Origin of the sequence: Seohaeicola nanhaiensis (assembly GCF_042654245.1) — a bacterium.
Classification (GTDB): domain Bacteria; phylum Pseudomonadota; class Alphaproteobacteria; order Rhodobacterales; family Rhodobacteraceae; genus Seohaeicola_A; species Seohaeicola_A nanhaiensis.
Window position 1 is genome coordinate 464991 of the sequence record NZ_JBHSGI010000009.1, and the last position, 24949, is coordinate 489939.

Annotated in this window: 23 protein-coding genes and 1 tRNA gene; 12 read left to right on the forward strand and 12 right to left on the reverse strand. The window is 65.4% G+C overall.

All coding sequences use genetic code 11. The features are described from left to right. Nucleotides 1–20: 20 nt before the first annotated feature. Both ACFO5X_RS12600 and ACFO5X_RS12605 read right to left on the reverse strand, forming a co-directional pair. Nucleotides 21–701, reverse strand: a complete 681-nt coding sequence (locus ACFO5X_RS12600) for a P-loop NTPase family protein (RefSeq protein WP_380717815.1) — start codon at nucleotides 699–701, stop codon at nucleotides 21–23. After that, a complete protein-coding gene (locus tag ACFO5X_RS12605) occupies nucleotides 701–1768 on the reverse strand; it encodes an AI-2E family transporter (protein WP_380717816.1) in 1068 nt (355 codons plus the stop codon). The genes ACFO5X_RS12600 and ACFO5X_RS12605 overlap by 1 nt, the downstream gene beginning before the upstream one ends. A 154-nt stretch (nucleotides 1769–1922) precedes the next feature. Between ACFO5X_RS12605 and pepT the strand changes: the two genes are divergently transcribed. The 3 genes from pepT (at nucleotide 1923) to proS (ending at nucleotide 5497) form a co-directional block, all read left to right on the forward strand. After that, nucleotides 1923–3161: a peptidase T gene (pepT, locus tag ACFO5X_RS12610; protein ID WP_380717817.1), complete on the forward strand. Its 1239-nt coding sequence runs from the start codon at nucleotides 1923–1925 to the stop codon at nucleotides 3159–3161. Nucleotides 3162–3260: 99 nt separating this feature from the next. Beyond that, nucleotides 3261–4091, forward strand: a complete 831-nt coding sequence (locus ACFO5X_RS12615) for a class I SAM-dependent methyltransferase (protein ID WP_380717818.1) — start codon at nucleotides 3261–3263, stop codon at nucleotides 4089–4091. A 65-nt stretch (nucleotides 4092–4156) separates the two neighbouring features. Continuing rightward, a complete protein-coding gene (proS, locus tag ACFO5X_RS12620) occupies nucleotides 4157–5497 on the forward strand; it encodes a proline--tRNA ligase (RefSeq protein WP_380717819.1) in 1341 nt (446 codons plus the stop codon). 54 nt (nucleotides 5498–5551) lie between these two features. On the opposite strand, the gene ACFO5X_RS12625 is transcribed toward proS, so the two are convergent. Further along, complete coding sequence (locus tag ACFO5X_RS12625) at nucleotides 5552–6019, reverse strand: GatB/YqeY domain-containing protein (protein ID WP_380717820.1); 468 nt, start codon at nucleotides 6017–6019, stop codon at nucleotides 5552–5554. Nucleotides 6020–6184: 165 nt separating this feature from the next. Here ACFO5X_RS12625 and carA point away from each other — a divergent pair, with 165 nt between their 5' ends. Both carA and ACFO5X_RS12635 read left to right on the forward strand, forming a co-directional pair. Beyond that, nucleotides 6185–7357: a glutamine-hydrolyzing carbamoyl-phosphate synthase small subunit gene (gene carA, locus ACFO5X_RS12630; RefSeq protein ID WP_380717821.1), complete on the forward strand. Its 1173-nt coding sequence runs from the start codon at nucleotides 6185–6187 to the stop codon at nucleotides 7355–7357. A 66-nt stretch (nucleotides 7358–7423) separates the two neighbouring features. After that, the gene (locus tag ACFO5X_RS12635; RefSeq protein ID WP_380717823.1) at nucleotides 7424–9340 is read left to right on the forward strand and encodes a glycosyltransferase; all 1917 of its coding nucleotides are present in this window, start codon (nucleotides 7424–7426) and stop codon (nucleotides 9338–9340) included. A 3-nt stretch (nucleotides 9341–9343) separates the two neighbouring features. On the opposite strand, the gene ACFO5X_RS12640 is transcribed toward ACFO5X_RS12635, so the two are convergent. From ACFO5X_RS12640 to ACFO5X_RS12660, 5 genes are all read right to left on the reverse strand, one after another. Beyond that, complete coding sequence (locus ACFO5X_RS12640) at nucleotides 9344–10219, reverse strand: CobW family GTP-binding protein (protein ID WP_380717824.1); 876 nt, start codon at nucleotides 10217–10219, stop codon at nucleotides 9344–9346. Then, nucleotides 10216–11100 (reverse strand): adenylate/guanylate cyclase domain-containing protein, encoded by an 885-nt coding sequence (locus ACFO5X_RS12645; RefSeq protein ID WP_380717825.1) that lies wholly within the window; start codon nucleotides 11098–11100, stop codon nucleotides 10216–10218. The genes ACFO5X_RS12640 and ACFO5X_RS12645 overlap by 4 nt, the downstream gene beginning before the upstream one ends. A 222-nt stretch (nucleotides 11101–11322) precedes the next feature. Then, nucleotides 11323–12339: a Fe(3+) ABC transporter substrate-binding protein gene (locus tag ACFO5X_RS12650; protein WP_380717826.1), complete on the reverse strand. Its 1017-nt coding sequence runs from the start codon at nucleotides 12337–12339 to the stop codon at nucleotides 11323–11325. A gap of 170 nt (nucleotides 12340–12509) precedes the next feature. Further along, on the reverse strand, nucleotides 12510–12635 hold the full coding sequence (gene ykgO / locus ACFO5X_RS12655) for a type B 50S ribosomal protein L36 (RefSeq protein ID WP_380717827.1): 126 nt from the start codon (nucleotides 12633–12635) through the stop codon (nucleotides 12510–12512). Between the two features lie 78 nt (nucleotides 12636–12713). Beyond that, a tRNA-Val gene (locus ACFO5X_RS12660) sits at nucleotides 12714–12788 on the reverse strand. Nucleotides 12789–12938: 150 nt separating this feature from the next. Here ACFO5X_RS12660 and ACFO5X_RS12665 point away from each other — a divergent pair. After that, a complete protein-coding gene (locus tag ACFO5X_RS12665; protein WP_380717828.1) occupies nucleotides 12939–13799 on the forward strand; it encodes an N-formylglutamate amidohydrolase in 861 nt (286 codons plus the stop codon). A 14-nt stretch (nucleotides 13800–13813) separates the two neighbouring features. On the opposite strand, the gene ACFO5X_RS12670 is transcribed toward ACFO5X_RS12665, so the two are convergent. Together ACFO5X_RS12670 and ACFO5X_RS12675 are read right to left on the reverse strand one after the other, a co-directional pair. Next, the gene (locus ACFO5X_RS12670; protein WP_380717829.1) at nucleotides 13814–15067 is read right to left on the reverse strand and encodes a DNA polymerase IV; all 1254 of its coding nucleotides are present in this window, start codon (nucleotides 15065–15067) and stop codon (nucleotides 13814–13816) included. 229 nt (nucleotides 15068–15296) lie between these two features. Further along, a complete protein-coding gene (locus tag ACFO5X_RS12675) occupies nucleotides 15297–16127 on the reverse strand; it encodes a ParB/RepB/Spo0J family partition protein (protein WP_380717830.1) in 831 nt (276 codons plus the stop codon). 117 nt (nucleotides 16128–16244) lie between these two features. Here ACFO5X_RS12675 and ACFO5X_RS12680 point away from each other — a divergent pair, with 117 nt between their 5' ends. Beyond that, nucleotides 16245–16655 (forward strand): NUDIX hydrolase, encoded by a 411-nt coding sequence (locus tag ACFO5X_RS12680; RefSeq protein WP_380717831.1) that lies wholly within the window; start codon nucleotides 16245–16247, stop codon nucleotides 16653–16655. Between the two features lie 199 nt (nucleotides 16656–16854). Here ACFO5X_RS12680 and pyrF read toward each other — a convergent pair whose 3' ends face one another. Beyond that, the gene (pyrF, locus tag ACFO5X_RS12685; RefSeq protein WP_380717832.1) at nucleotides 16855–17571 is read right to left on the reverse strand and encodes an orotidine-5'-phosphate decarboxylase; all 717 of its coding nucleotides are present in this window, start codon (nucleotides 17569–17571) and stop codon (nucleotides 16855–16857) included. Nucleotides 17572–17827: 256 nt separating this feature from the next. Between pyrF and clpB the strand changes: the two genes are divergently transcribed. After that, the gene (gene clpB / locus ACFO5X_RS12690; RefSeq protein WP_380717833.1) at nucleotides 17828–20443 is read left to right on the forward strand and encodes an ATP-dependent chaperone ClpB; all 2616 of its coding nucleotides are present in this window, start codon (nucleotides 17828–17830) and stop codon (nucleotides 20441–20443) included. Between the two features lie 57 nt (nucleotides 20444–20500). Here the strand turns inward: clpB and ACFO5X_RS12695 are convergent, their stop codons facing one another. Continuing rightward, entirely contained in the window at nucleotides 20501–20944 is a 444-nt protein-coding gene (locus tag ACFO5X_RS12695) for a DUF302 domain-containing protein (protein ID WP_380717834.1), read from the reverse strand. 115 nt (nucleotides 20945–21059) lie between these two features. Here ACFO5X_RS12695 and ACFO5X_RS12700 point away from each other — a divergent pair, with 115 nt between their 5' ends. From ACFO5X_RS12700 to msrQ, 4 genes are all read left to right on the forward strand, one after another. Beyond that, nucleotides 21060–22553, forward strand: coding sequence for an FMN-binding glutamate synthase family protein (locus ACFO5X_RS12700; RefSeq protein ID WP_380717835.1), 1494 nt, complete (start codon nucleotides 21060–21062; stop codon nucleotides 22551–22553). Nucleotides 22554–22622: 69 nt separating this feature from the next. Continuing rightward, the gene (gene msrP, locus ACFO5X_RS12705) at nucleotides 22623–23525 is read left to right on the forward strand and encodes a protein-methionine-sulfoxide reductase catalytic subunit MsrP (protein WP_380717836.1); all 903 of its coding nucleotides are present in this window, start codon (nucleotides 22623–22625) and stop codon (nucleotides 23523–23525) included. Next, on the forward strand, nucleotides 23522–24073 hold the full coding sequence (locus ACFO5X_RS12710; protein WP_380717837.1) for a hypothetical protein: 552 nt from the start codon (nucleotides 23522–23524) through the stop codon (nucleotides 24071–24073). The genes msrP and ACFO5X_RS12710 overlap by 4 nt, the downstream gene beginning before the upstream one ends. Further along, nucleotides 24070–24678: a protein-methionine-sulfoxide reductase heme-binding subunit MsrQ gene (msrQ, locus tag ACFO5X_RS12715; RefSeq protein WP_380717838.1), complete on the forward strand. Its 609-nt coding sequence runs from the start codon at nucleotides 24070–24072 to the stop codon at nucleotides 24676–24678. The genes ACFO5X_RS12710 and msrQ overlap by 4 nt, the downstream gene beginning before the upstream one ends. Nucleotides 24679–24949 lie beyond the last annotated feature (271 nt).

Consider the following 24949-nt stretch of genomic DNA (forward strand, 5'->3'; position numbering starts at 1 on the left):
TAACCGCACCGTGACAGAATTCAGTCCGGCCCGCCAGTGCCGCCCAGAACCTCGGCGACCAGCGACCGACTGATCTTGCGGCCCTGATCCAGCGCGCGGCGGTCGATCCGCGCGACCGTGTCGGCGGCGGCCACGAAAGAGCGTTCACCGTGCCGCAGGAGATAGGCGATCACATCCGGCGGCGGGGTCAGCTGGCGGTCGGCGAACAGCTTGGCGAAGACGGCGGCCAGCAACCGGTCATCTGGCGCCTCGAGCGCGATGTGGCAGGCCGCGTCGATACGGCTTTGCGCATCGGGCAGGGCGAGGTTCCAGTGACGTGGTGCGGCTCGGCCGGTCATCAGAAGCGGGCTGTGCCGGGCGGCGGTCAGGTTGTAGAGATGGAACAGCGCGTCGAGCGCGCCGCGGTTCCTAGCGATGGCTGGCACGTCCTCGACCGCGACCGGCCCATCGGCGAGCGCGAGCAGATCGGCGTCGGGCAGGTCGGCGGCAGCGACGATGGGCGCGCCGGTCAGAGATGACCAGACATGCGCAAGATGCGTCTTGCCGGCACCCGCCGGGCCGGTGAGTGACAGCTGCGGCACCGGCCAGGTCGATGTCGATTCAATCATAGCCAGAGCCATGGCGTTGGATGGCGCCACGAAAAAGTCGTCTCGTCCCAGCACCGTGCGAACGGGCAGGTCGAAGCTGAGCTGCTGGGCCATCAGATGTCGTCCGGCCCCGGCGTTCCCTTGTAGAGCCGGCTCGAAGTGTATTGTTCGACCGCGAAACGCGCGATGACACCCAGGGCGGCGGCCACCGGCACGGCGACCAGCATGCCCACAAAGCCGAACAGGCTGCCGAAGACCGAAAGCGCAAGCAGCAGCCAGACCGGGTGCAGGCCAACCGAGTTGCCGACCAGCTTGGGCGTCAGGAAGTTGCCCTCGACGACCTGGCCCAGAACGAAGATACCGGCGACGATGCCGATGGACAGCCAATCGCCCCAAAACTGGAACAGGGCCAGCCCGATGGCCAGCGCGCCGCCGATCATCGCGCCAAGATAGGGGATGAAGGTCACCAGCCCGGCGATGAAGCCGACGACCAGGCCGAAGTTCAGCCCGACGAGCATCAGCGCCACGGCATAGTAGGTGCCCAGGATCAGGCAGACCGTGCCCATGCCGCGGATGAAGGACGACAGCGTCTTGTCGATGTCGCGCGCCAGCCGTCGGATGGTCGGCGCGTGTTCACGCGGCAGCAGCTCGTCGATGCGGGCGATCATGCGGTCCCAGTCGAGCAGCAGGTAGACCGCGACCACGGGCACGACGATCAGCAGGATCACGACGTTGATGACCGACAGAGCCGAGCCCAGCAGGGTCTCCACCAGAGCCGGGCCCTTTTCCTGAATCGCGGTCCCGACCGAGGCCAGTGTCTGGCGTATGGTCGACTCCCCGTCGAGGATCGAGGGAAACCGCTCGCCCAGGAAAGTCTGGAAGCGGTTGGTCAGGCGCGGCAACACGTCGATCAGCCCGGCGGTCTGCGAGATCAGCGTCGGCACGACCAGCAGCACGGCCGCCAGGAAGATCAGCAGAGCGAACACGGTGATCAGGGCCGTCGCACCCGCGCGGGACATGCCGGCCCGCTCCAGTCGGTCGGCCAAGGGGTCGATGAAATACGCAATCGCCCCGCCCAGGATGAACGGCATCAGCACATCGCCCAGCAGCCAGAGCACAAGGGCAAAGGCCACGGCAGCGAAGCCCCAGTATCTGAGTTGATCCCTGACGGGCAGCGACATGCCATGGCTCCTGTGTTCTTCCGTCACATTGCCCATGAGAGCCTCTGTTTCAAGGGGCAGCGCCGTTTGAAGCCGCGAAATCACGCCGCGCGCGGCCTTGACTCGGGCGCGACGCGGGGTGCTGATGCGCGCGATCTGCCAAGGAGACGGACCCATGCGCACCCCTTTCGACGCCGAACTGGAAGCGCGCCTCGTGCGCTATGCCGCCATCGACAGCCAGAGCGACGAGACCTCGCCCACATCGCCCAGCACGCCGCGGCAACTCGACATGGCGCGCCTGCTGGTCACCGAGCTCGAGGAGATGGGCGCCGAGGACGTGCAGCTGACCGATTATGGCGCAGTGCTCGCCACCGTGCCGGCCAATGTGGAGGGCGCGCCGGTCGTCGGCTTCTGTGCCCATGTCGACACCGCGCCGCAGTTCAACGCCACGGGGGTGAAGCCGGTGGTGCACCGCGGCTATAACGGCGGCGACATCGCCTTTGCCGACGCGCCGGGGCTGGTGCTGAATCCCGAAGTTTCCCCCTATCTGGGCGAGAAGATGGGTGAAGACATCATTACAGCCAGCGGCACCACCCTGCTGGGCGCGGATGACAAGGCAGGGGTGGCGATCATCATGACGGCGGCGCGGCATCTGCTGTCCGACCGCACGATTCCTCATGGCAAGCTGCGGCTGGCCTTTACGCCGGACGAGGAGATCGGCCGCGGCGTGGACAAGCGGCTGCCCCAGGATCTGGGTGCGGATTTCGCCTATACCTTCGACGGCTCCAAGCCCGGCGAGATCGAATTCGAGAGCTTCTCGGCGGATGGGGCCGTTGTCACCGTGACCGGCGTCTCGGCGCATCCGGGCTGGGCCAAGGACAAACTGGTGAACGCGCTGCACCTTGCCGCGAAGATCGTCATGACGCTCCCGCATGTGACGCTGACCCCCGAGACGACAGACGGGCGCGAGGGGTTCATCCATCTCTACGAGTTGAGCGGCGGCGCGACACAGGCGAAGCTGAAGTTCATCCTCAGGGACTTCGAACTGGACGGGCTCGAGGCCAAGGGCGCGCTGATGCGGCAGGTCTGCGAGACGGTTGCCGCCACCGAACCACGCGCAGAGATCGAGGTGGCCATCCGGCCGCAGTATCGCAACATGCGCTATTGGCTGGAAAAGGACATGACCCCGGTGGACCTGGCGCGCGAGGCAGTGCGCGCGGCGGGACTGGAACCCGTCTCTGTTCCGATCCGGGGCGGAACCGACGGCTCGCGGCTGACCGAGATGGGCGTGCCGACGCCGAATGTGTTTACCGGAATGATGGAAATCCACGGCCCGCTGGAATGGATTTCAGTTCAGGATATGGCAAAGGCGACCGAGGTCTGCCTGAACATCGCGCGCCGCGCGGCCGGTTAGGTCGAGGGTTCCACCCGTCGCCATTGCCGCTTGGACCAATGGCGCAACTATGGCGACCCCCCAGAATATTTGAAAAGAGAAGAAAAGTGGAGGTTGGCCATGCCTTTGCATGAAGAGCGCAATCGTCTGTCCTGGAACGCTGCAACGGTGGCGCATAATGCTCACAAGGGCGATCAGGCCGCGTTTTTCCGTGGCGGTGGATCGACGTTGTTCCCTGAGGAAATCGGACTGCTCGGCGATGTGACGGGACGCTCCTTGCTGCACGCGCAGTGCAACTCCGGGCAGGATACCCTCAGCCTGGCCGCTCTGGGGGCCGATGTCACGGGCGTGGACATTTCGGACGAGGCGATCCGTTTCGCGGCGGATCTGTCCAACCAGACCGGCATTCCGGCCCGGTTCGAGAGGGCCGAGGTCGTGGCGTGGATGCACGCGGCCGAGGGCCGCTATGACATCGTCTTTGCGAGCTATGGCGTGCTCTGGTGGCTGCCGGATCTCGACGCCTGGGCCCGCGGCGCGGCGCGGGTGCTGCGGCCGGGCGGTCGGCTGGTTCTGATGGAATTCCACCCCGTCGCGCTCGCCCTTGACGACTCCGGGAGTCCCACCGGGAACTATTTCGAGTCCCTGCCCATCGAGACCACGGAAGGTGTCGGCGATTATGTCGGGCTGTCGGGCGAAGGTCTGGGAGCGGTGACGCCGGTGGCCACGCCCTTCGTCAACCCGCACCCCAGCGTCGGTTTCCAATGGGGCCTCGGACAAATCGTTTCGGCCCTGGCGCGCGCCGGCCTGCGCATCGAGGTTCTGGAGGAATTCCCTTTCACCAATGGCTGGCGCCCTTTCGAGGGCATGGAGCAGCGTCCCGGCCGGCGGATGTACCTGCCCGGCCCGTCGGCGCTGCCGCTCATGTTCGGGTTGTGCGCGTCCAAGGCCTAGCCGCCCCTTGTCTCGCTGCGTCCGACATCCTAGACCGTCTGAATATCCAGCCCTGCGGAGCCCTCATGCGCCTGTCCCGTTATTTCCTGCCCGTTCTCAAAGAAAACCCGGCCGAGGCGCAGATCGTCAGCCACCGCCTGATGCTGCGCGCGGGCATGATCAAGCAGCAGGCCGCGGGGATTTATTCGTGGCTGCCGCTTGGGTTCCGCGTGCTGAAGCGGATCGAGCAGATCGTCCATGAAGAACAGCAGCGCGCCGGGCACATTCCGGTGCTGATGCCGACGGTGCAGCCGGCCGACCTGTGGCAGGAATCCGGGCGATACAACGCCTATGGTCCCGAGATGCTGAGGATCAAGGACCGCCACGAGCGCGACATGCTTTACGGTCCGACCAACGAGGAGATGATCACCGACATCTTCCGCGCGCATGTGTCGTCCTACAAGAACCTGCCGCTGACGCTTTATCACATCCAGTGGAAGTTCCGCGACGAGGTGCGGCCGCGGTTCGGCGTGATGCGCGGGCGCGAGTTTCTGATGAAGGACGGCTACAACTTCGACATCGACAAGCCGAGCGCGCTGCATGCCTACAACCGGCACATGGTCTCGTACCTGCGCACCTACGAACGGATGGGCCTGACCGCGATTCCGATGCGCGCGGATTCCGGCCCGATCGGCGGCGATGACACGCATGAATTCCTGGTGCTGGCCTCGACCGGGGAGAGCGAGGTTTTCTACGACGACCGGGTGACCGCGCTGAAACTGGGCCAACGCGACATCAATTATGAAGACCGCGATCAAGTGGCTGCGGTGTGCAAGGAGTTCACTACGCTTTACGCGCGCACTGACGAAACCCACGACGAAACGGCCTTTGGCGAAGTGCCCGAAGAGCATCGCAAGGTCGGCCGGGGCATCGAAGTGGGGCAGATCTTTTACTTCGGCACCAAGTATTCCGAGCCGATGGGCGCGACGGTGCAGACCGCGGATGGCGCGCAGGTGCCGGTCGAGATGGGCAGCCACGGGATCGGGGTCAGCCGGCTTCTGGGAGCGATCATCGAAGCCAGCCACGACGACAAGGGCATCATCTGGCCGGAAGGGGTGACGCCATTCCATTGCGGGATCGTCAACCTCAAGCAGGGCGACGCCGAAGCCGATGCGGCCTGCGAGCAGCTCTACACCGCCCTGACGCAGGCGGGGCTGGAGCCGCTCTATGACGACACGACTGAACGCGCCGGCGGCAAGTTCGCGACGATGGATCTGATCGGTCTGCCCTGGCGCATCACGGTCGGTCCGCGCGGCCTGAAGAATGGTGTGGTCGAACTGACCTCGCGCCGCACCGGCGAGAGCGAAGAAATGGCGCCGGAAGCGGCCGTGCGCAAGGTGGTGGAGATTTACGCGGCGCACCGGTAATCCGGTGTCGCCCTGCTCGGGCAGGGCGGGGTTTGCCCCGCCGCCCTTACCGCCTCAGCCCGTGCAGAGGCGGTTCTTGACCAAGGGACCGACCTTGGCAAAGTCGATCTGGCCGGTATGGCGCGACTTAAGCTCGGCCATCACCTTGCCCATGTCGCGGATCGAACTGGCGCCCGTCGCGCTGACCGCGGCATCCACCGCGGCTTCGGTCTCGGTCGCGTCCAGCTGGCGGGGCAGGAATTCCGAGATGACCTCGATCTCTTCCCGCTCGCGCTCGGCCAGGTCGAGCCGGCCGCCTTCTTCGTAGGCCCGCGCGCTTTCCTGGCGCTGCTTGGTCATCTTGCCGAGGATCGCCAGAACCTGGGCATCGTCGACACCGCGGTCGTCGCCCGTCTCGCCCCGTGCCGCGATGTCCTGGTCCTTGATTGCCGCGTTGATCAGGCGCAGCGTCGACAGGCGCACCGTTGCCTTGTCGCGCATGGCCTGTTTCAGGGCCGAATTGACCCGAGTACGCAAGTCCATATTCCGTTCCATCCCCATGGATCGTCCAAGCCTTGGACTCTATCCAATCCGCGGGAGCGAGACAACTGGCCTTGCGCGACGTCACGCGCGGGCCGCTGCGGGTTGACCCTTGCGGACGGCGCCCGTAGATATCCGCCAATTTGCCCCCATCAGGAGACTCGCGCCATGCCCGCCCATGCACCCGTTCGGCCGACTGCATGTCTGGTCCTTGCCGATGGCACGATCTTTTACGGTCAGGGATTTGGTGCCACCGGGCAGACGGTGGCCGAACTCTGCTTCAACACGGCGATGACCGGTTACCAGGAGATCATGACCGATCCCTCTTATGCTGGCCAGATCGTGACCTTCACTTTCCCCCATATCGGCAATGTCGGCGTGAACGCCGAGGATGACGAAACCGCCGAGCCGGTCGCGGCGGGCATGGTGGTCAAATGGGACCCGACGACGCCCAGCAACTGGCGCAGCGCCGAGGCACTGCAAGGCTGGCTGGAACGGCGCGGCCGGATTGCCATCGGTGGCATCGACACCCGTCGTCTGACCCGCGCGATCCGGCAGCAGGGGGCGCCGAACGTGGCGCTTGTCCACAATCCCGAGGGCAAGTTCGATATCGAGGCGTTGGTCGCGGCCGCGCGGGCCTGGCCGGGTCTCGAGGGCATGGACCTCGCCAAGGACGTGACCTGCGCGCAATCCTACCGCTGGAACGAAACCCGCTGGGCCTGGCCGCAGGGTTTTGGCACGCAGGAGTCGCCGAAGTTCAAGGTCGTTGCTGTCGACTATGGCGCCAAGCGCAACATTCTGCGCTGCCTGTCGACCGTTGGCTGCGATGTAACCGTGCTGCCCGCCAGCGCCACTGCGGAAGAGGTTCTGGCGCATCAGCCTGACGGGCTGTTCCTGTCGAACGGACCGGGCGATCCAGCTGCTACCGGAGCCTATGCGGTGCCGATGATCAAGCAGGTGCTCGCATCATCCGACATCCCGGTGTTCGGCATTTGCCTCGGGCACCAGATGCTCGCGCTGGCACTGGGCGCGAAGACGGTAAAGATGAACCACGGACACCACGGGGCCAACCATCCGGTCAAGGATCTGGAAACCGGGAAGGTCGAGATCACATCGATGAACCACGGGTTCGCCGTCGATGCTCAGACCCTGCCGGCGGGCGTAACGGAAACCCACCGGTCGCTGTTCGATGGCTCGAACTGCGGGATCCGAGTGGCGGATCGTCCGGTCTGGTCGGTGCAATATCATCCCGAGGCGAGCCCGGGACCGCAGGACAGCTATTATCTTTTTGAACGGTTCGCCGCTGCGATGGCAGCGCGCAAGGCGCCCGAACCAGCCTGAGTAGCTTAACTCACCGTTAACCTTAAGAGGCCAAGCTCATCCCGACTTCGGTTCGGGATGAGCCTCATGAGCACGCCCTATCTAAGGCTGGTCGATGGTGGAAACGCAGGACTGGCGCAGGACGATCTCCAGGCCACGCCGGGGCGGCATGTGCCGCTGGGTCAGATGCTGGTCGCCGACGGAGTCATGACCCAGGGCCAGCTGGCTGCCGCTCTGGGTCAGCAGGCCTGGCTGAGCGCGCCGCTCGGCGAAATCGTGGTCGCCGAGGGATGGGGCACCGAGGGACAGGTACAGGCGGCACTGGCCCGCCAATTCGGCCTGCGCCGCGCGGATCTGGCCGGCACGCCGCCCGATCCGGCACTGATGGCTTTGCGGCCCGTCGCGTTCTGGCTGCATCACAAGGCGCTGCCCTGGTTCGAGCATGGGCGCATGATCTTCGTCGCCACGGCGCAGCCCGAGAAAATTGACGCCCTGCGCGCCGAACTGAGCGATCTGCCGCGGCGGGTGATTCCGATTCTGGCCACCCGTGCGGAGATCGAGACCGCTGTAGCTCATCACTTTGGCCGCGACCTGGCCGCCGCCGCCGAAACGCGCCTGCCGATCCACCTGAGCTGCCGGCGCTGGAATGCCAGTCACCGCCTTGCAGTCGCGCTGGCGGTGCTGCTGGTGCTTGTCGGATTTATGCTGATGCCCGGCCTGACGCTGACCGTTCTGGGCGCCCTCGGGGCGGGTGCGGCCCTGGCGTTCGCGGCGCTGCGCATTGCCGCCCTGTGTGTGTGTCTGGCCCGCCCGATTCCGCGCGCGCGGGCCTCTGCGGGAAGTGCGCTCTCTGCGGAACGGCGGCCGCGGGTCTCGGTTCTTGTCCCGCTGTTTCGCGAACGCGAGATCGCCCATGCACTGGTTGAACGATTGTGCCGGCTGACCTACCCGAAGGCCCTGCTGGACGTGATACTGGTGCTCGAGGCGCAGGACACGGTGACGCGGGAAACCCTGGAGCGGACGACACTGCCACGCTGGATGCGGGTGGTTACGGTGCCTGCCCTCAGCGGTCTGACGACAAAACCCAGGGCGATGAACTATGCGCTGGATTTCGCGCGCGGAGACATTATCGGCGTCTGGGACGCAGAGGACGCCCCTGGAGCCGACCAAATCGAGCGGGTGGCCGCACACTTTGCCGCCGCGCCGCCCGATGTCGTCTGTGTGCAGGGCATACTCGATTTCTACAATCCGCGCGCCAACTGGATGGCTCGCTGTTTCGCGCTGGAATATTCGGCCTGGTTTCGGGTGGTGATGCCGGCGCTCGACCGGTTGCGGCTTGTACTGCCTCTGGGCGGCACCACGCTTTTCTTCCGCCGTGACGCGCTGGAGCGCCTGGGGCGCTGGGACGCGCACAGTGTCACCGAGGATGCGGATCTGGGAATGCGTCTGTGCCGGGCCGGCTGGCGCACAGAGATGCTGAACTCCACAACCTATGAAGAAGCCACCTGCCGGCCATGGCCCTGGATCAAGCAGCGTTCCCGCTGGCTGAAGGGATTCATGGTGACCTATTTGGTGCACATGGCCTCGCCCGCCCGGCTGTGGCGCGAGCTCGGGACGCGCCGTTTCCTGAGTTTTCAGGCGTTCTTTCTGGGCACAATCGGGCAGTTCATGCTGGCGCCGGTACTGTGGTCCTACTGGATGATGATGTTCGGGCTGGGCCATCCGGCGCTGGGGGTTGTGCCCGGACAGTTCTTCATGCTGGCCGGGAGCGTGATCCTTGCGGTGGAGGTGATCTCGGTGGTGGTGGCCGGGGTCGGCGCACTGCGCGCGGGCCGCCGTTTCCTGATTCCCTGGATCGTGACGATGCCCTTTTATTTCATGCTGGGGGCGGTCGCTGCGGCCAAGGCGATTCTCGAGCTGATCGTTGCGCCACACTATTGGGACAAGACCCAGCACGGCCAGACACCGGCAGAGCAGGGCCAATCTCAAGTCCGCGGAGCGTGACGGCTAGTTGCCCTGCCACCAGCGATCAATATCCGTGACTGAGATTCGGTCCTTTGGGCCCAGTCCCACCAGTTCGGTCCGGGTGCCGCCCGTGCGCCGCGCCTCGACATGCTGGCCGACCACATGAAGTTCATAGGCGCCGTCGTCTGTCAGGACTGTGCCCTTGAGCCGATATAACCCCGGCGGTCTGCTTTCGAGCCGCGCACCCATTGCCGCGCGACTTATCGGCTGGTCGGAAGTGTGGCTCCAGGCGACGTAGGCCGGATGCGCCGAAGCTACAGGCCCTTTCGGGAGCGGTACCATTCCGAAAAGCAACGGCGCAAGCGGCGCGTCAGACAGGGGCATCGGCGCGCGGGCGCCCAACGATTTCAGGCGGGCCATCAGGTCATCTGCGGGCGTGTCGCATTTGGTCATCAAGACCAGGTCCGCCGCCCTGATCTGTTGCGAGACCTGCGGCCCCATCAGCGGATCGTCCAGCAGGGCGGGCGCGTTCAGCGCATCGACGAGGGTGAGGATCCCGCCGTACGATATCTCGGGATCGGCGATCGCGGCCTGGGCAATCGCGGCCGGGTCGGCGATGCCGCTGGTTTCCACGATCAGGTGATCGGGCCGGGGCTCGCGGCTGAGCGCTGCATCCATGGCCATGAACAGATCGCCTTCCATCGAGCAGCAGACGCAGCCGTTGTTCAGGTCGACCGTATGCGCCCCGCTTTGGCGGATCAGCGCGGCGTCGATGTTAACCGATCCGAAATCGTTGACGATGACAGCCAGGCGCAGTCCATGATCCTCGCTTAGCAGCCGGTTGATCAGCGTCGTTTTCCCGGCGCCGAGAAATCCGCTGACGATGGTCAGCGGCATGCGGGAAAGCGCGCCGGTCACGATGCGCGAACGTTCATGCCGTAGGCGACGAAGCCGACCGAACAGCCGTCGTCAGCGGTCTCGCGCGGGCCCAGGACAACGGTGCCCGACCCCGACAGCATGGTGGCGCGACGGTGCACGGAAAGCTCCTTGCCGTCGGATGTCAGAACCAGTGAACCGGACGAGCTGTGATCGGCATATTCAAGCTGTGACTGGCGAATCGAGAATTCGCCATGCCGGCGCGACACCCAGGCGCGATCCAGCACGATGTCGCAGTCGGCGGACCGGCCGATGGACAGTGTCTCGCCCTCGGCAAGCTGCCAAATCCTGTCGCCGAAGGTCAGCTCGACCGTTTCGATGTGGCTCGGGCGGGCCCGGGCGCCGTTGCGGGCAAACACCACCGTTGTCGCCGCGAGGCTGGGGACCGAAGCGGCAAAGACCTTGGTCGGCGCTTCCTTTCCCTTGAGCAGCAGCTCTCCGATCGGAACCAGCCGCCTTTTGTGGGGCAGGGCAAGATCGTCGTAGCAGCTGTCGCCCAGCAGTATCTCACCCGGCTTGGCCAGAGAGGACAGGCGTGCGGCCGTATTCACCGCGCTGCCGAAGATGCTGGCCTCCTGATGCACCACTTCGCCGGAGTAAATCCCGGCGTGCACCGCCATGTCGTTGGCCCATTCCTCGTTGACCATCGCCCAAGCCGCTTCGAAGGCATAGTCGGGATGATGAAAGAAACTGATGGTGTCGTCGCCCTTGGATTTCACGCAGTGGCCGCCGGCGGTGGCGATGATCTCGCGCATGCGGGTCACCACCTGCTCGATATACTGGGCCGCGACTTCTCCGCCCTCGCGGTCGTAGAGCTGAGTGCTGCCGGTGATGTCCGAGATCAGAACGCAGGCAATCGGCATCTTGCGAAGTTTTCCAAATAAGAACGGGCAGCGGGAAGCGCCTGTCCGATCCGGAGCCGGGCATGCGATCTTCGCGTTGCGCTAAAGCATTCTCAACTTACTGGCAAATCCGCGTGATCGGAAAAGAAAATTTGTCGGAAGCGGGGCGGGTTTTCCTGACTTGCCCGCCTGCGCGTCCAGTGCAAGGCCCGCGGCGCACCGGCCGCAAACCCTGGGAGCGTGCTACTTCCAACCGACTTCGTTGAAGATCTTCTGGGCGACCGGCAGGTTCGCCGCCACATCCGAAAGTGATACATCGTCTGGTTTGAAGATGCCGAGTTCGGCGATCGCGGGCGAGAGTCCCACGCCCGGTACGGCCGGATATTCGTCGTTCCCGGCCGAGAAGTATTTCTGAGCCGAATCGCTGGTCAGGTATTCGAGAAACTTGATCGCATTCTCGCGGTGCGGGGCGTTCACCGCCACGCCGCCGCCGGACAGGTTCATGTGGGCGCCGTTGCCGTCCTGATCGGGAAACACCCAGCCGATCATGTCGCGGTGTTCGCTCAGGCCCTTCACGTCGGTGCGGATCGAGCGGGCGAAGTAATAGGTGTTGGACACCGCGATGTCGCATTCGCCCGAGACGATGGCGCGCAGCTGGTCGGTGTCGCCGCCCTGCGGATCGCGCGCCATATTGGCTACCACGCCCGCCGCCCAGGCCTTGGCCGCCTCTTCGCCTTCGTGCGTGACGATCGAGGCCAGCAGGGTCTGGTTGTAGGTATTGGTCGACGAACGGATGCAGACCTTGCCCTTGAAAGCCGGGTCGGCCAGCGCGGAATAGGTTTGCGGCGGGTTGGGCACGTCGTTCTTGTCATAGAAGATGATCCGCGCGCGCTGCGAGAATCCGAACCATTCATTTCCCGCATCCTGGAGGTAGGAGGGCACGCGAGTCTCCAGTATCTCGCTTTCGACCGGTTGCAGCACGCCAGCAAGGCGCGCGCGTTCCAGTCGCGAGGTGTCGACGGTCAGGAGAATGTCGGCGGGTGAATTCGCGCCCTCGGCCTGCATGCGCGCGATCAGCTCGTCCGCGTCACCCTCGATCCGATTGATGGTGATTCCGGTGGCTTCCTCGAAATCGGCATACAGCCGTTCATCGGTGTCGTAGTGCCGCGAGGAATACAGGTTCAGTTCGTCGGCCGTTGCGGCACTGGTGCTCAGGGCCAGCAGGGTTGCAGCTGCGAGCGTCGATGTGGGGCGGGTCATGAGTGAAGCGTCCTCTCTCGAGATTTTATTTCTGACTGAAACGCTCTGTAAAGGAGCAAGGCTTCTCTGCCAATCAAAACCTGACATTTTCTCTCGGACATGTGAGCGCGGTCTAAAACGCAAAAGGCCGCCCGGAGGGCGGCCTTGCAAAACGTCCAGTGTGCCGGGTTTCAGCCCTGGCGGGCTTTGTACCGGGGCTGGGTCTTGTTGATCACGTAGACGCGGCCTTTGCGGCGCACGATGCGGCAATCGCGGTGCCGGTTCTTGAGCGACCGGAGCGAGTTCTTGACCTTCATGGTCCTATCCTCTGTCTGCGGCGCGGGCCAGCGCCTTGTGTTGCGGGCATCCCGGCCGGGGCCGGAACGGTGAATTCATGGTGGGCGATACAAGGTTCGAACTTGTGACCCCTTCGATGTCAACGAAGTGCTCTACCACTGAGCTAATCACCCATGAATACCGGCGTAGTCGCCGACCCCACAATAAATGGGGCGCGGAATCCCGCGCCGGTAGCGGGGTCTATAAAAGGAGTCGCCGAGGTGATCAAGGGCTATTGGTGCAGCAAAGTTTCCTTGTAATGTGTATCGAACGAAGGAGAACGGATGAACGCAGCGCCTTACCATCTCGCCCTGCCGCAGGAACGCCTGTCTTGTGTCGTGTTCGCGTCCCCTCACGGGTGCGGGGTCTATCCAGAACGGTTCGTTGCCCAGAGCCAGCTTGATACGCTGACGATTCGTTCGTCCGAGGATGCTTTTGTCGATGATCTTTTCGCCTGCGTTCCCGAATTTGGCGCGCCCCTTCTGCGGGCCGGGGCGCCGCGGGCCTATATCGATCTGAACCGGTCGACCGACGAGCTGGACCCGGCGCTGATCGAGGGCGCGCGCAGGCACGGGCACAATCCGCGTGTCGCCAGCGGGCTTGGGGTGATTCCCCGGGTGGTGGCCAACGGGCGTGCGATCTACCGCGGCCGCTTGCCGATGGCCGAAGCGCAGAAACGGATCGACCGTTACTGGCAACCCTATCACGGTGCGCTTCAGCATCTGCTGGACGAATCTCATGCGCGGTATGGCGAGGCGATTCTGATCGACTGTCACTCGATGCCTCACGAAGCGATGGACGGTGTGGCGCGTACGGCGCGCCGGCGGCCGGAAATCGTGCTGGGCGACCGGTTCGGCGCCGCGGCGGCCGGCGATGTTGTGGATCGCATCGAGGCCGCCTTCGCCAGTGCCGGGCTGACCGTCACCCGCAACGCGCCTTTTGCCGGCGCCTATGTGACTCAGGCCTATGGCCGGCCCTCGCGGCATCAGCACGCGATTCAGGTCGAGATCGACCGGGCGCTCTATATGGACGAGGCGCGAATCGAGCCGAACGCTCAGTTCGATGCCTTCCGCGACCTGCTGCGCGGGGTGGTCGCCGAAATCGCGGCGATCCGGCGCGAGGACGTGCAACTGGCGGCGGAATAGACCCGGCACTTTGGCTAGCGCAGCGCGCGGCCCTTCACGATAGCGTCGGCGCCGAAACGAGCGCGGATTCGGTCGGCGGTGCGTTCGACTTCCGAGCGTTGCCGGGCGCCGGGATCGAGGAGGTCGCCAGAGGCCTGCACCGAAGTTTCCGGCAAGAGCTGGCTGAGTCCGCAGCCGAGCAGGCGGAACGGGCCGTCCTTCGCCACCTGGTCGTAGAGGCCGCGCGCGGTGCGATAGATCGTGTCGGCCAGCTGGGTCGGCTCGCGCAGCTGGAGCCGCCGGGTCAGGATGGCGTGGTCGGTCTTCTTCACCTTCAGGGTCACCACGCGGCCCGCGAGGGCGCGGGCCTTGGCGCGGTCGGCGACCTTTTCAGCCATCCGCCAGATATGCCCGTCCAGGATGTCGGGATCGGCGGTGTCGGTGTCGAAGGTGGTCTCGTTCGAGATCGACTTGACCGGTTCGTGGGCCGAGACCCGGCGGTGATCCTCGCCGCGGGCCAGGTGCCAGAGTCTTTCGCCCATCGCGCCGAAGCGGGCATGCAGGTCGGTGCGGTCCCAGCGGAGCAGGTCGGCGAAGGTGCGGATGCCGGCGCGGTCGAGCGAGTCCTGCGAGGCGGGACCGATACCCCAGATCAGGCGGACCGGCTGGTCGCGCAGGAAATCGGCCGTCTCGGCGCGGCCGATCACCCGGAAGCCGCGGGGCTTGTCGAGATCTGAGGCGACCTTGGCGAGAAACTTGTTGTGCGACAGTCCGATCGAGCCGGTGAGGCCAAGTTCGTCCTTCATCCGGCGGATCAGGCGGGCGAGCATCACGGCGGGGGGCGCGCCGTGCAGGCGCTCGGTGCCGGAGAGATCGAGGAAGGCCTCGTCGAGCGAGAGAGGCTGCACCGCCGGCGTCAGCTCTTCCATCATGGCGCGGATCTGGCGGGAAATCTCGGCGTAGAGCGACATGCGGGGCTTCAGCACCACCGCATCGGGGCAGAGCTTGAGGGCCTGGAACATCGGCATGGCGGATCGCACGCCGCGGATGCGGGCGACGTAGCAAGCGGTGGAGACGACGCCGCGATGGCGGCCGCCGATGATGACCGGCTTGTCGGCCAGGTCCGGGCGGTCGCGCTTTTCCACGCTCGCGTAGAAGGCGTCGCAGTCCATGTGGGCGATGGAGAGCGAGAAGAGTTCGGGGTGGGAGGTGACACGCGGCGACCGGCAGGCCGGGCATCGGGATCCGGTCTCGAAAGAGGTCAGGCAGTCACGGCACAGGGCGGGCATTTTGGGTGTCCCAGCTAGGACGGGGGGTCAAGGGGTTGAATTTGCTTGAGTTTCGACGAGTGACCATTTGGGACATGGTTTTGTCCCCGCTCTTATAGCGGATCTGCGAGGGCAGAGGGGAGGGGATTTTGCGGGAGCGCTGGCCTTTGGCCGGCGTGTTGCCCACCCTGTAAAAAGCGAGCCGCCGCGAAGCCGCGCAGGTAGCGCTGTCCGTGGGATCACGCTTCGCCTAGCCTGCGAACATCCGCTCGATCTCGCGGAACACCTCGTCCACCAGCGGGTCCGTCGCGCCTTTACCAGTGATGTGCAGCAGGAAGCCGTAGCGGGTCCTTTCCCGGCGTATGACGGTGTTTCGGTGGGCGCTGTTCAGTCTGAGCAATCGTTTTGGACGGTCGGGATGCGTGGACTCTCCCCTGGCCGTGAGCTGTTCGGATTCCTCGAGCAGGGGGAGGATGCGGAGCCATTGGGCCGCGCTGTGGTCGGGGCCCTCGGTGAGGGCAGTCTCGATCAACTCGCCCCAGCCGAGGCGGAGGGCGGCGGCGATACGCAGGAGACGGGATTCGGAGAGGGTCTCGGGGTCGGTGAGGGTGCCGTCCAGCGCCTCGACCACCTCGGCCAGCGCGCGCAGCTTGGCGCGTTTCTGGCGCGCGGCGTGGGGATAGAGGCCGGCGAGCGCGAGGTCGAGCGTCTCGAACAGCCCGGCGCGCAGGGCGGACACGGCAATCGCGGCCTTCTCCCAGGGCGAGAGGGGCTGCCGGATGTCGTTCTCGGCCACCATCTCGGCCAGCGCGGCCTGGCGGCTGGCGGGATCGCGCACCACACAGTCGATGGCGGCGTATCGGTCCTGGCCGGTGAGGTCGAACAGGGCGCGGGTAGCGGCGAGGCGGCGATAGCCGGAGAGCAGACCATAGCCGTCGTCGCCGGTGGGAAAGACCTCGATCGGCTGGCGCAGGCCGGTGGCGGCAATGGAACGCTGCAGCTCGGTCTGGGCGGCAGCGTCGATCAGCGAGCGGTCGCGGATCAGGGCGTGGGGGTCAATCTTGTCGAGGGGGATTCGCATGGGGCCTCCGGCTGGCGCGGGCAGGGTGAACCTGCGCGGTAAACACCGCGCGAATACGGCGCGCGGCGGTTGCGGCGCAGGGGTGACCGGGGCATAGGGGAGGCGCGGAGGTGCGGCATGGAATTCATTGGCGCGAAGCTGGCGCTGTTCCTGGGCGGCGATCTGCTGGTGATCCGGCGGGACAACCGGCCCGATATCCCCTGGCCCGACCGCTGGGATCTGCCGGGTGGCGGCCGCGAGGGCGCCGAGAGTCCCGAGGCCTGCGTGCTGCGCGAGACGGAGGAAGAGGTCGGGCTGGCGCTGGCGGTCTCGGATCTGGTCTGGGCGCGGTCCTACCGGCAGCTGAACGGTGTGGCCTGGTTCTTTGCCGCCGAGATGCCGGCAGAGCTGGCCGCGGCGGTGCGGTTCGGCGACGAGGGGCAGGGCTGGCGGCTGATGGCGCCCGGCGACTATCTGCGCGATCCGGCGGCGATCCCGCATTTCGCGACGCGGGTCGAGACCTATCTGCGCGAACGGGACGGCGGATAAAGAAACCCCCGCATCTTGCGCGGGGGGAGGTGACGGACCACAGGAAGACGAAGGTCCGTCGGGGGAGTGTCTCGGGGATCAGGGTCGTCGAGACGGGGAACTTTGCCCAGAGTAGATTTCCCTAGGGTCAAAATACACCTCTAGATTGTGCTTTTGTGGGCACAGATTCCAGATGTGGTGGTTGTTTTTCAGGCAGCCGCTAGGTGTTCGGTTGTCGCGCCTGCGGGCTTTGCAATTCGTCGAGAATCGCCCGAGTGGCAGCGCGGGGCGCGGGCGCAGCCCAGACCGGCCGCCCGACGACGATATGATCGGCGCCGCTGGCAATGGCCATCGCGGGGGTGGCAATGCGCTTCTGGTCGCCGGCGTCGCTGCCGGCGGGGCGGACGCCGGGAGTGACGATGAGCCGCCCGGCCGCTTCGGGCAGGGCGCGAATGGCGGCGGCCTCGTGCGGCGAGGCGATCACCCCGTCAGCCCCGGCGGCCAGCGCCCGGGCGGCGCGTTCGAGGGCGATCTCGGCCACGTCGCCTGGCACGATCATGCCATCGTCGAGATCGGCCCGGTCGAGCGAGGTGAGCACGGTCACGGCGAGGATCCTGAGGCCCGAGGCGCCGGCGCCCTCTTTCGCGGCCCTCACAACATGGGGGTCGCCCTGGACGGTGAGGAAGTCGAGATCGAAGCGGGCGATGCCGCGCACGGCGGCCTCGATCGTGGCGGAGATGTCGAAGAGCTTCATGTCGAGGAAGATTCGTTTGCCGTGTTCCTGCTTGAGCTCGCGCGCGAGGCCGAGCCCGCCGCCGGTCAGCATCCCGAGACCGATCTTGTAGAAGGAGACGAGGTCGCCCAGCTGCTCGGCAAGGGCGAGGCCCTGCACGGCGTCGGGGACGTCCATCGCGACGATGAGGCGGTCATCTGACATCGGCCTGGCTCCTTTGTTGTTCGGCTGGCCATAGCGCACTGGGGGCGGCGAGGGAAGGTGCGGGAGCGATGTGGCGGGGGGGGAACGCCCCGGTCCGGGCGATACCCGTGGGGAAATCGTTGGGTGAGGGTCATTTCGCGCTCTGCCAGATCTTGAAGGCGGCGCGGCGGTTCCCAAATTGAGGGCAAGGCCTCACCCATGACGCGCTGCTTGGCGGGCGTCGTAATCCCGAGGCGCTGACACAAGGAGAGACTATATGGACTTGACCAAGTTCACCGAGCGCGCACGGGGATTCGTGCAGGCCGCTCAGACGATTGCGATGCGCGAGGGCCATCAGCGGCTGACGCCGGAGCACCTCCTCAAGGCATTGATGGACGACGAACAGGGGCTGGCAAGCAACCTGATCACCCGGGCGGGCGGACAGCCGGCGCGCGTGATGGATGCGCTGACGCTGAGTCTGGGCAAGATGCCCAAGGTTTCGGGCGATGCGGGGCAGGTCTATCTGGACAATACCACGGCCAAGGTTCTGGGCGAGGCCGAGACCGTCGCCAAGAAGGCGGGCGACAGCTTTGTGCCGGTCGAGCGGATCCTGATGGCGCTGTGCATGGTGAAATCGCCGGCCAAGGACGCGCTGGATGCGGGTGGCGTTTCAGCCCAGAAGCTGAACGAGGCGATCAACGATATCCGCAAGGGACGCACGGCCGATTCCGCCACGGCGGAAGAGGGCTATGACGCGCTGAAGAAATATGCGCGCGACCTGACCGAGGCGGCCGAGCAGGGCAAGATCGACCCGATCATCGGACGCGACGAGGAAATCCGGCGCGCGATGCAGGTGCTGAGCCGTCGGACCAAGAACAACCCGGTTCTGATCGGGGAACCCGGCGTGGGTAAGACCGCGATTGCCGAGGGTCTGGCGCTGCGCATCGTCAATGGCGACGTGCCGGAATCGCTGAAGAACAAGAAGCTGCTGGCGCTGGACATGGGCGCGCTGATTGCGGGCGCGAAGTATCGCGGCGAGTTCGAGGAGCGGCTGAAGGCCGTGCTGAACGAGGTCACGGCGGCCGCGGGCGAAATCGTACTGTTCATCGACGAGATGCACACGCTGGTCGGCGCGGGCAAATCCGATGGCGCGATGGATGCGGCCAACCTGATCAAGCCGGCGCTGGCGCGGGGCGAGCTGCATTGCATCGGCGCGACGACGCTGGATGAGTACCGCAAGTACGTCGAAAAGGACGCCGCTCTGGCGCGGCGGTTCCAGCCTGTCATGGTGGACGAGCCGACGGTCGAGGACACGATCTCGATCCTGCGGGGAATCAAGGAGAAATACGAGCTGCACCACGGCGTGCGCATCTCGGATTCGGCGCTGGTGGCGGCCGCGACCCTGTCGCACCGCTATATCACTGACCGTTTCCTGCCCGACAAGGCGATCGACCTGATGGACGAGGCGGCGAGCCGGCTGCGGATGGAGGTGGACTCCAAGCCCGAGGAGCTGGACCAGCTGGACCGGAACATCCTGCAGATGCAGATCGAGGTCGAGGCGCTGAAGCTGGAAGACGACAAGGCGAGCAAGGACCGGCTGGAGAAGCTGGAGGTCGATCTGGCGAACCTGCAGGAGCAGAGCGCCGAGATGACCGCCAAGTGGCAGGCCGAGCGGGACAAGCTGGCTGGCGCGCGCGACATCAAGGAGGCGCTGGACAAGGCGCGGGCCGAGCTGGAGCAGGCCAAGCGCGAGGGCAACTTCGCCAAGGCGGGCGAGCTGCAGTACGGGCGGATCCCCGAGCTGGAGAAACAGCTCGAGACGGCGGAATCGGGCGAGAACGACGTGATGGTCGAGGAAGCCGTGCGCCCCGAGCAGATCGCCGCCGTGGTCGAGCGCTGGACCGGCATTCCGACCAGCAAGATGCTGGAAGGTGAGCGCGAGAAGCTGCTGCGCATGGAGGATGACCTGCATCGCCGGGTGATCGGCCAGAACGCGGCCGTGACGGCGGTGGCCAATGCGGTGCGCCGGGCGCGGGCCGGGCTGAACGACGAGAACCGGCCGCTGGGCTCTTTCCTCTTCCTCGGGCCGACCGGTGTGGGCAAGACCGAGCTGACCAAGGCGGTGGCAGAGTTCCTGTTCGATGACGAGAACGCGATGGTGCGGATCGACATGAGCGAGTTCATGGAGAAGCATTCGGTCGCCCGTCTGATCGGCGCGCCTCCGGGCTACGTCGGCTATGACGAAGGCGGCGTGCTTACCGAGGCGGTGCGGCGGCGGCCCTATCAGGTCGTCCTGTTCGATGAGGTCGAGAAGGCGCATCCGGATGTCTTCAACGTGCTGTTGCAGGTTCTGGACGACGGCGTGCTGACCGATGGCCAGGGCCATCGGGTCGACTTCAAGCAGACGCTGATCGTGCTGACCTCCAACCTCGGGGCGCAGGCGCTGAGCCAGCTGCCCGAGGGCGCGGATGCCTCGGACGCCAAGCGCGACGTGATGGACGCGGTGCGGGCCCATTTCCGCCCCGAGTTCCTGAACCGTCTGGACGAGACGATCATCTTTGACCGTCTGCAGCGCAAGGATATGGACGCGATCGTCGACATCCAGCTGAAGCGGCTGATGAAGCGGCTGGCCGGGCGGAAGATCGTGATCGAGCTCGATCAGGCGGCGAAGTCGTGGCTGGCGGACGAGGGTTACGACCCTGTGTTCGGGGCGCGGCCGTTGAAGCGGGTGATCCAGCGCGCGCTGCAGAACCCGCTGGCCGAGATGCTGCTGGCCGGGGACATTCTGGACGGGTCGGTGGTGCCGGTCACGGCTGGAGTCGAGGGCCTGATCATCGGCGACCGGGTGGCGGCGAGCAACCGCCAGCCACCGCGGGACGCCGTGGTGCACTAACGCAAAAGCCCCGCTTCGGCGGGGCTTTTCTTTTCTCGGCTGCGCTGACGGTGCGGCCTATTCGACTCCGGCGGCCTTGCGGGCGAGGCTGTCGAGCAGCGCCGCGGCCTCTTGCATCGGACCGTCGGGGAAGCTGCGGTAGCCGACGATGATCTGCCCGGTCTCGTCGGCCAGCTGGGCGACGAAGATGCCATAGGGGCAGAAGGCGATGTTCATCGGATCGGCCTCCATCACATGGCGCGAGACCAGGGCCGAGCAGAAGTTGTAGACGTCAGCGCGCTCGAAGATCACCTTGTCCGAGCCGACGTCGGCGCGGGTGCGTTCCAGCATGTCGCCGACATGGCTGACCCAGTCGACCACCAGGCCTTCGTCGGTTATGGCGTTCTCCAGTTCGAAGATGACGTCCTCGAAGCTGGACTTGGTGGCATAGGTGACGGCCTGCTGGGCGGCTGCGCCATTCGCGGCCACGGCCAGTACTGCGGCCATGAAGACATGTTTCATCGTGATCCTCCCAAAGTGACGCGCCCCGGCTTGCCAGCGGGGGCTATGGCGCTCAGTCTCGGATATAGTGCCGGCGGGCACATTGCGACACATCAAAGCGGGCCGGAGAAAGAATATGGGATTTGCGATGCAGGCGCTTGAAGTGATGGCGCTGGCCTTTGTGGTGCTGATCGGGGTGCTGATGGCGGGAGCGGTGGTGCTGTTCGTGATCGACCGGACCCAGACCGGTGACGCGATCCGGCGCAACTATCCCGTCATCGGGCGGTTCCGCATCCTGTTCACCGAGCTGGGCGAGTTCTTCCGGCAGTATTTCTTTGCGATGGACCGCGAGGAGATGCCCTTCAACCGGGCGCAGCGCGACTGGGTGAACCGGGCCGCCGATGCAAAGGGCAATACGGTCGCTTTCGGTTCGACCCGCAGCCTGTCGCTGGTGGGCACGCCGATCTTCGTCAACGCGGCCTTTCCGCCGCTGGATGACGAGCACGCGAAGTCCGAGCCGATGGAGATCGGTCCGCACGCGCGTACACCCTATATGGCGCCGTCGTTCTTCAACATCTCGGGCATGAGTTTCGGGGCGATCTCGCGTCCGGCGGTCGAAGCGCTGAGCCGTGGCGCCAAGGAGGCGGGCGTCTGGCTGAACACGGGGGAGGGAGGCCTCAGCCGCTATCACCTGTCGGGGGGATGTGACATCGTCTTTCAGATCGGCACGGCGAAGTATGGCGTGCGCGACGCACATGGCCATCTGTCGGACGACAAGCTGCGCGCCATCGCGGCGCATCCGCAGGTGCAGATGTTCGAGATCAAGCTGGCGCAGGGGGCCAAGCCCGGCAAAGGCGGTATCCTGCCTGGCGCCAAGGTGACCGAGGAGATCGCCGATATCCGCGGGATTCAGGTGGGCCAGGACAGCCTGTCTCCGAACCGCCATGTAGAGGTGGCGAATTTCGAGCAGTTGCTCGACATGATCGACCATGTGCGCGAGGTGACGGGCAAGCCGACGGGCATCAAGACCGTGGTCGGCTCGGTCGAGACCTTTGACGAGCTGTTCGAAGCGATTGACCGGCGCGGGGCGGAAAGCGCGCCGGATTTCATCACGCTGGACGGCGGCGAGGGCGGCACCGGGGCGGCGCCGATGCCGCTGATCGACCTGGTGGGCATGTCGATCCGCGAGGCGCTGCCACCGGTGGTGAACCTGCGCGACCGGCACGGGCTGAAGGAGCGGATCCGCATCGTCGCCTCGGGCAAGCTGGTGAACCCTTCGGATGTGGCCTGGGCGCTGGCGGCGGGAGCGGATTTTGTCACCTCGGCGCGCGGGTTCATGTTCTCGCTGGGCTGCATCCAGGCGCTGAAGTGCAACCGCAACACCTGCCCCACCGGCATTACCACACATGACCCGAGGCTGCAGAAGGGGCTGGTGGTCGAGGACAAATACATGCGAGTCGCGCATTACGCGCGCGAGATGGTGCATGAGGTCGAGATGATCGCCCATTCGGTGGGCGTGTCCGAGCCGCGCCGGATGCGCCGGCGGCACGTACGGATCGTGCAGGCCGACGGCAGAAGCCTACCTTTGAACCAGATCCTGCCAAGTTACAGCGCCGTCTCCGAAACGTGAGACGAAATGTTTTGGTTTCCCGGGCGGTCCTGATCTAGCTTTTCCGAAAGAACAAAAACGGAGACCGACATGGCCCATCGCTGGACGAACGACCTGACCGCCGCCGACGTCACGCCGGAAGCGGCTTTCGTGAACCGGCGGCAGATCATCGGCGGTCTGGCTGCGGCCGGCATGGTGGGCCTGGGCGCCGGGCGGGCGCGGGCCGAGGCGCTGGAGCCCAACGGGTGGGAAGAGATCACCACCTATAACAACTTCTACGAATTCGGCACCGGCAAGGACGATCCGGCCCGTTACGCCGGGCAGATGACGACCTCGCCCTGGAGTGTGACCATCGACGGGATGGTCGATAAGCCGGGGGACTACACGCTGGACCAGATCCTAAGCGCGATGACGATCGAGGAGCGGATCTACCGCTTCCGCTGTGTCGAGGCCTGGTCGATGGTGGTGCCCTGGAACGGGTTCGAGCTGGCCGACCTGCTGAACATGGCGGGCGTGCAGTCCGGCGCAAAATTCGTCGCCTTCGAGACGCTGCTGCGCCCCGAGGAAATGCCGGGCGTGCGCTATCCGGTGATCGAGTGGCCCTATGTCGAGGGGCTGCGCCTGGATGAGGCGATGCACCCGCTGACGCTGATGGCGACGGGGATCTATGGCAAGCCGCTGCCGAACCAGAACGGCGCGCCGCTGCGGCTGGTCGTGCCGTGGAAGTATGGCTACAAGTCGATCAAGTCGATCGTGCGGATTTCTCTGGTGGACAAGCAGCCGCCGACCGCCTGGAACAAGTATAGCGACCGCGAATACGGCTTCTATTCGAACGTGAATCCAAATGTGGATCACCCGCGCTGGAGCCAGGCGAGCGAGCGGCGCGTCGGCAGCGGGCTGTTTGCCAAGAAGCAGCCGACGCTGATGTTCAATGGCTACGAGGCCGAGGTGGCATCGCTGTATGCCGGAATGGACCTGGCGAAATTCCATTGATCCGCGAGCTGATCACGCTGGCCGCGCTTGGGGTGGCCATGGAGTCACCTCCGCCGATGGACGACATGGGCGTCGGGGCGCCCGAGCTGGTCCTGCCCAACCGCCTGCTGGACGGTGCCGGAGGCGCCGTGTCGATCGTGACGATCCGCGAACCCGAGGGCTTTGCCGAGGCGGTGCGCCTGGCCGATGCGGCCGGGGTGATCGAGGCGGTGATGCCCGCGGCCAGAGTCAGCCGCGAGCAGGGACGTGAGGCCGAGGTCTTTGTCGTCTTCGTCGATGACTGGACGGCGGCGCAGGGCTTTGCCCGCGGCATCCGGTCGGACCGGCTGGCGACTCATTACGCGGGCGTGGCCGAAAAGACTCTGGTGGACGTGTTCCAGGCGGACATGAAAGGCGGGCGGGTGGTGCAGTGGATCACCATCGCGCGCAAGCTGGCGCCCTACCGCGTGCCGACAGCCTGTTATGCACAGATGGTTGTGTCGGTCGTCTATACGGCGGGCGATCCGGGCAGTTTCGCCATCCGAGACTGCGCGAAGGCGCGCAGATGACCCTGATCGACCGGGTTAACGGGCTGCTGCGGCGCGTGCCGGTCTGGGCGGTTTATGTCGTCTGCATGGCCGGGGCGCCCTGGCTGTTCTGGCAGGGGATCAGCGGCGGACTTGGGCCGGAACCGGTGAAGGGGCTGGAGCGCGAGCTGGGCGAGCTGGCGCTCAAGTTCCTGGTGGCAGGGCTGGCGATCACGCCGCTGCGCCGGCTGGTCGGGCTGAACCTGATGAAGTTCCGCCGCGCCGTGGGGCTGATCACCTTCTATTACGTCTGCTGTCACCTGCTGGTCTGGGCGGTGCTCGATCTGCAGGTGCTGGGGCAGCTTTGGTCCGAGATCGTCAAGCGCCCCTATATAGCGGTGGGAATGGCGGCTTTTGTCCTGATGGTGCCGCTGGCAGTGACGTCGAACAATGCATCGGTGCGCCGGCTGGGAGCGAAGTGGCGGACCCTGCACCGGCTGGTCTATCCCGCGGCGATCCTGGGTGGGGTGCACTATCTGATGCTGGCCAAGGGATTCCGGCTCGAGCCGCTGGTCTATCTGGCGATCATCGTGGCGCTGCTGCTGATCCGTCTGCCCGTACGGCGCTGGATTCGCGTCGGGGCCTGACTCGGGCCCTGATTCCGCCGGCGAACCGGGCCGATTCACGGGTGAGTCCGGTCGCGGTTGGGGGTAAGTCTGAGGATAACGCAAAATCTGGTATCCGGGTTTCCACTGAGTCGCAGATTTTTCGCTACAACAGATCGCCGGAGCCCGGGCAGGGCAAAAATCTTATCATACAAGTAATTGAATTTGAACGATTTAATGGAATAATCAAAAAAATACGACATTGTCGTTAGAAAGGCCTTGCGGGTATGAACGTCAGCCCGTAAATACCCCT

Excerpts from the sequence above, each read along its gene's own strand:
- ACFO5X_RS12650 (WP_380717826.1), bottom strand. The coding sequence starts at position 12,339 with ATGACCCGCCCCACATCGACGCTCGCAGCTGCAACCCTGCTGGCCCTG.
- msrQ (WP_380717838.1), top strand. The coding sequence starts at position 24,070 with ATGACCCTGATCGACCGGGTTAACGGGCTGCTGCGGCGCGTGCCGGTC.
- ACFO5X_RS12615 (WP_380717818.1), top strand. The coding sequence starts at position 3,261 with ATGCCTTTGCATGAAGAGCGCAATCGTCTGTCCTGGAACGCTGCAACG.
- ACFO5X_RS12605 (WP_380717816.1), bottom strand. The coding sequence starts at position 1,768 with ATGTCGCTGCCCGTCAGGGATCAACTCAGATACTGGGGCTTCGCTGCC.
- ACFO5X_RS12645 (WP_380717825.1), bottom strand. The coding sequence starts at position 11,100 with ATGCCGATTGCCTGCGTTCTGATCTCGGACATCACCGGCAGCACTCAG.
- ACFO5X_RS12600 (WP_380717815.1), bottom strand. The coding sequence starts at position 701 with ATGGCCCAGCAGCTCAGCTTCGACCTGCCCGTTCGCACGGTGCTGGGA.
- ACFO5X_RS12665 (WP_380717828.1), top strand. The coding sequence starts at position 12,939 with ATGAACGCAGCGCCTTACCATCTCGCCCTGCCGCAGGAACGCCTGTCT.
- carA (WP_380717821.1), top strand. The coding sequence starts at position 6,185 with ATGCCCGCCCATGCACCCGTTCGGCCGACTGCATGTCTGGTCCTTGCC.
- ACFO5X_RS12625 (WP_380717820.1), bottom strand. The coding sequence starts at position 6,019 with ATGGACTTGCGTACTCGGGTCAATTCGGCCCTGAAACAGGCCATGCGC.
- ACFO5X_RS12675 (WP_380717830.1), bottom strand. The coding sequence starts at position 16,127 with ATGCGAATCCCCCTCGACAAGATTGACCCCCACGCCCTGATCCGCGAC.
- pyrF (WP_380717832.1), bottom strand. The coding sequence starts at position 17,571 with ATGTCAGATGACCGCCTCATCGTCGCGATGGACGTCCCCGACGCCGTG.
- ACFO5X_RS12670 (WP_380717829.1), bottom strand. The coding sequence starts at position 15,067 with ATGCCCGCCCTGTGCCGTGACTGCCTGACCTCTTTCGAGACCGGATCC.
- ACFO5X_RS12635 (WP_380717823.1), top strand. The coding sequence starts at position 7,424 with ATGAGCACGCCCTATCTAAGGCTGGTCGATGGTGGAAACGCAGGACTG.
- pepT (WP_380717817.1), top strand. The coding sequence starts at position 1,923 with ATGCGCACCCCTTTCGACGCCGAACTGGAAGCGCGCCTCGTGCGCTAT.
- ACFO5X_RS12700 (WP_380717835.1), top strand. The coding sequence starts at position 21,060 with ATGGGATTTGCGATGCAGGCGCTTGAAGTGATGGCGCTGGCCTTTGTG.
- clpB (WP_380717833.1), top strand. The coding sequence starts at position 17,828 with ATGGACTTGACCAAGTTCACCGAGCGCGCACGGGGATTCGTGCAGGCC.
- ACFO5X_RS12695 (WP_380717834.1), bottom strand. The coding sequence starts at position 20,944 with ATGAAACATGTCTTCATGGCCGCAGTACTGGCCGTGGCCGCGAATGGC.
- msrP (WP_380717836.1), top strand. The coding sequence starts at position 22,623 with ATGGCCCATCGCTGGACGAACGACCTGACCGCCGCCGACGTCACGCCG.
- proS (WP_380717819.1), top strand. The coding sequence starts at position 4,157 with ATGCGCCTGTCCCGTTATTTCCTGCCCGTTCTCAAAGAAAACCCGGCC.
- ACFO5X_RS12680 (WP_380717831.1), top strand. The coding sequence starts at position 16,245 with ATGGAATTCATTGGCGCGAAGCTGGCGCTGTTCCTGGGCGGCGATCTG.
- ykgO (WP_380717827.1), bottom strand. The coding sequence starts at position 12,635 with ATGAAGGTCAAGAACTCGCTCCGGTCGCTCAAGAACCGGCACCGCGAT.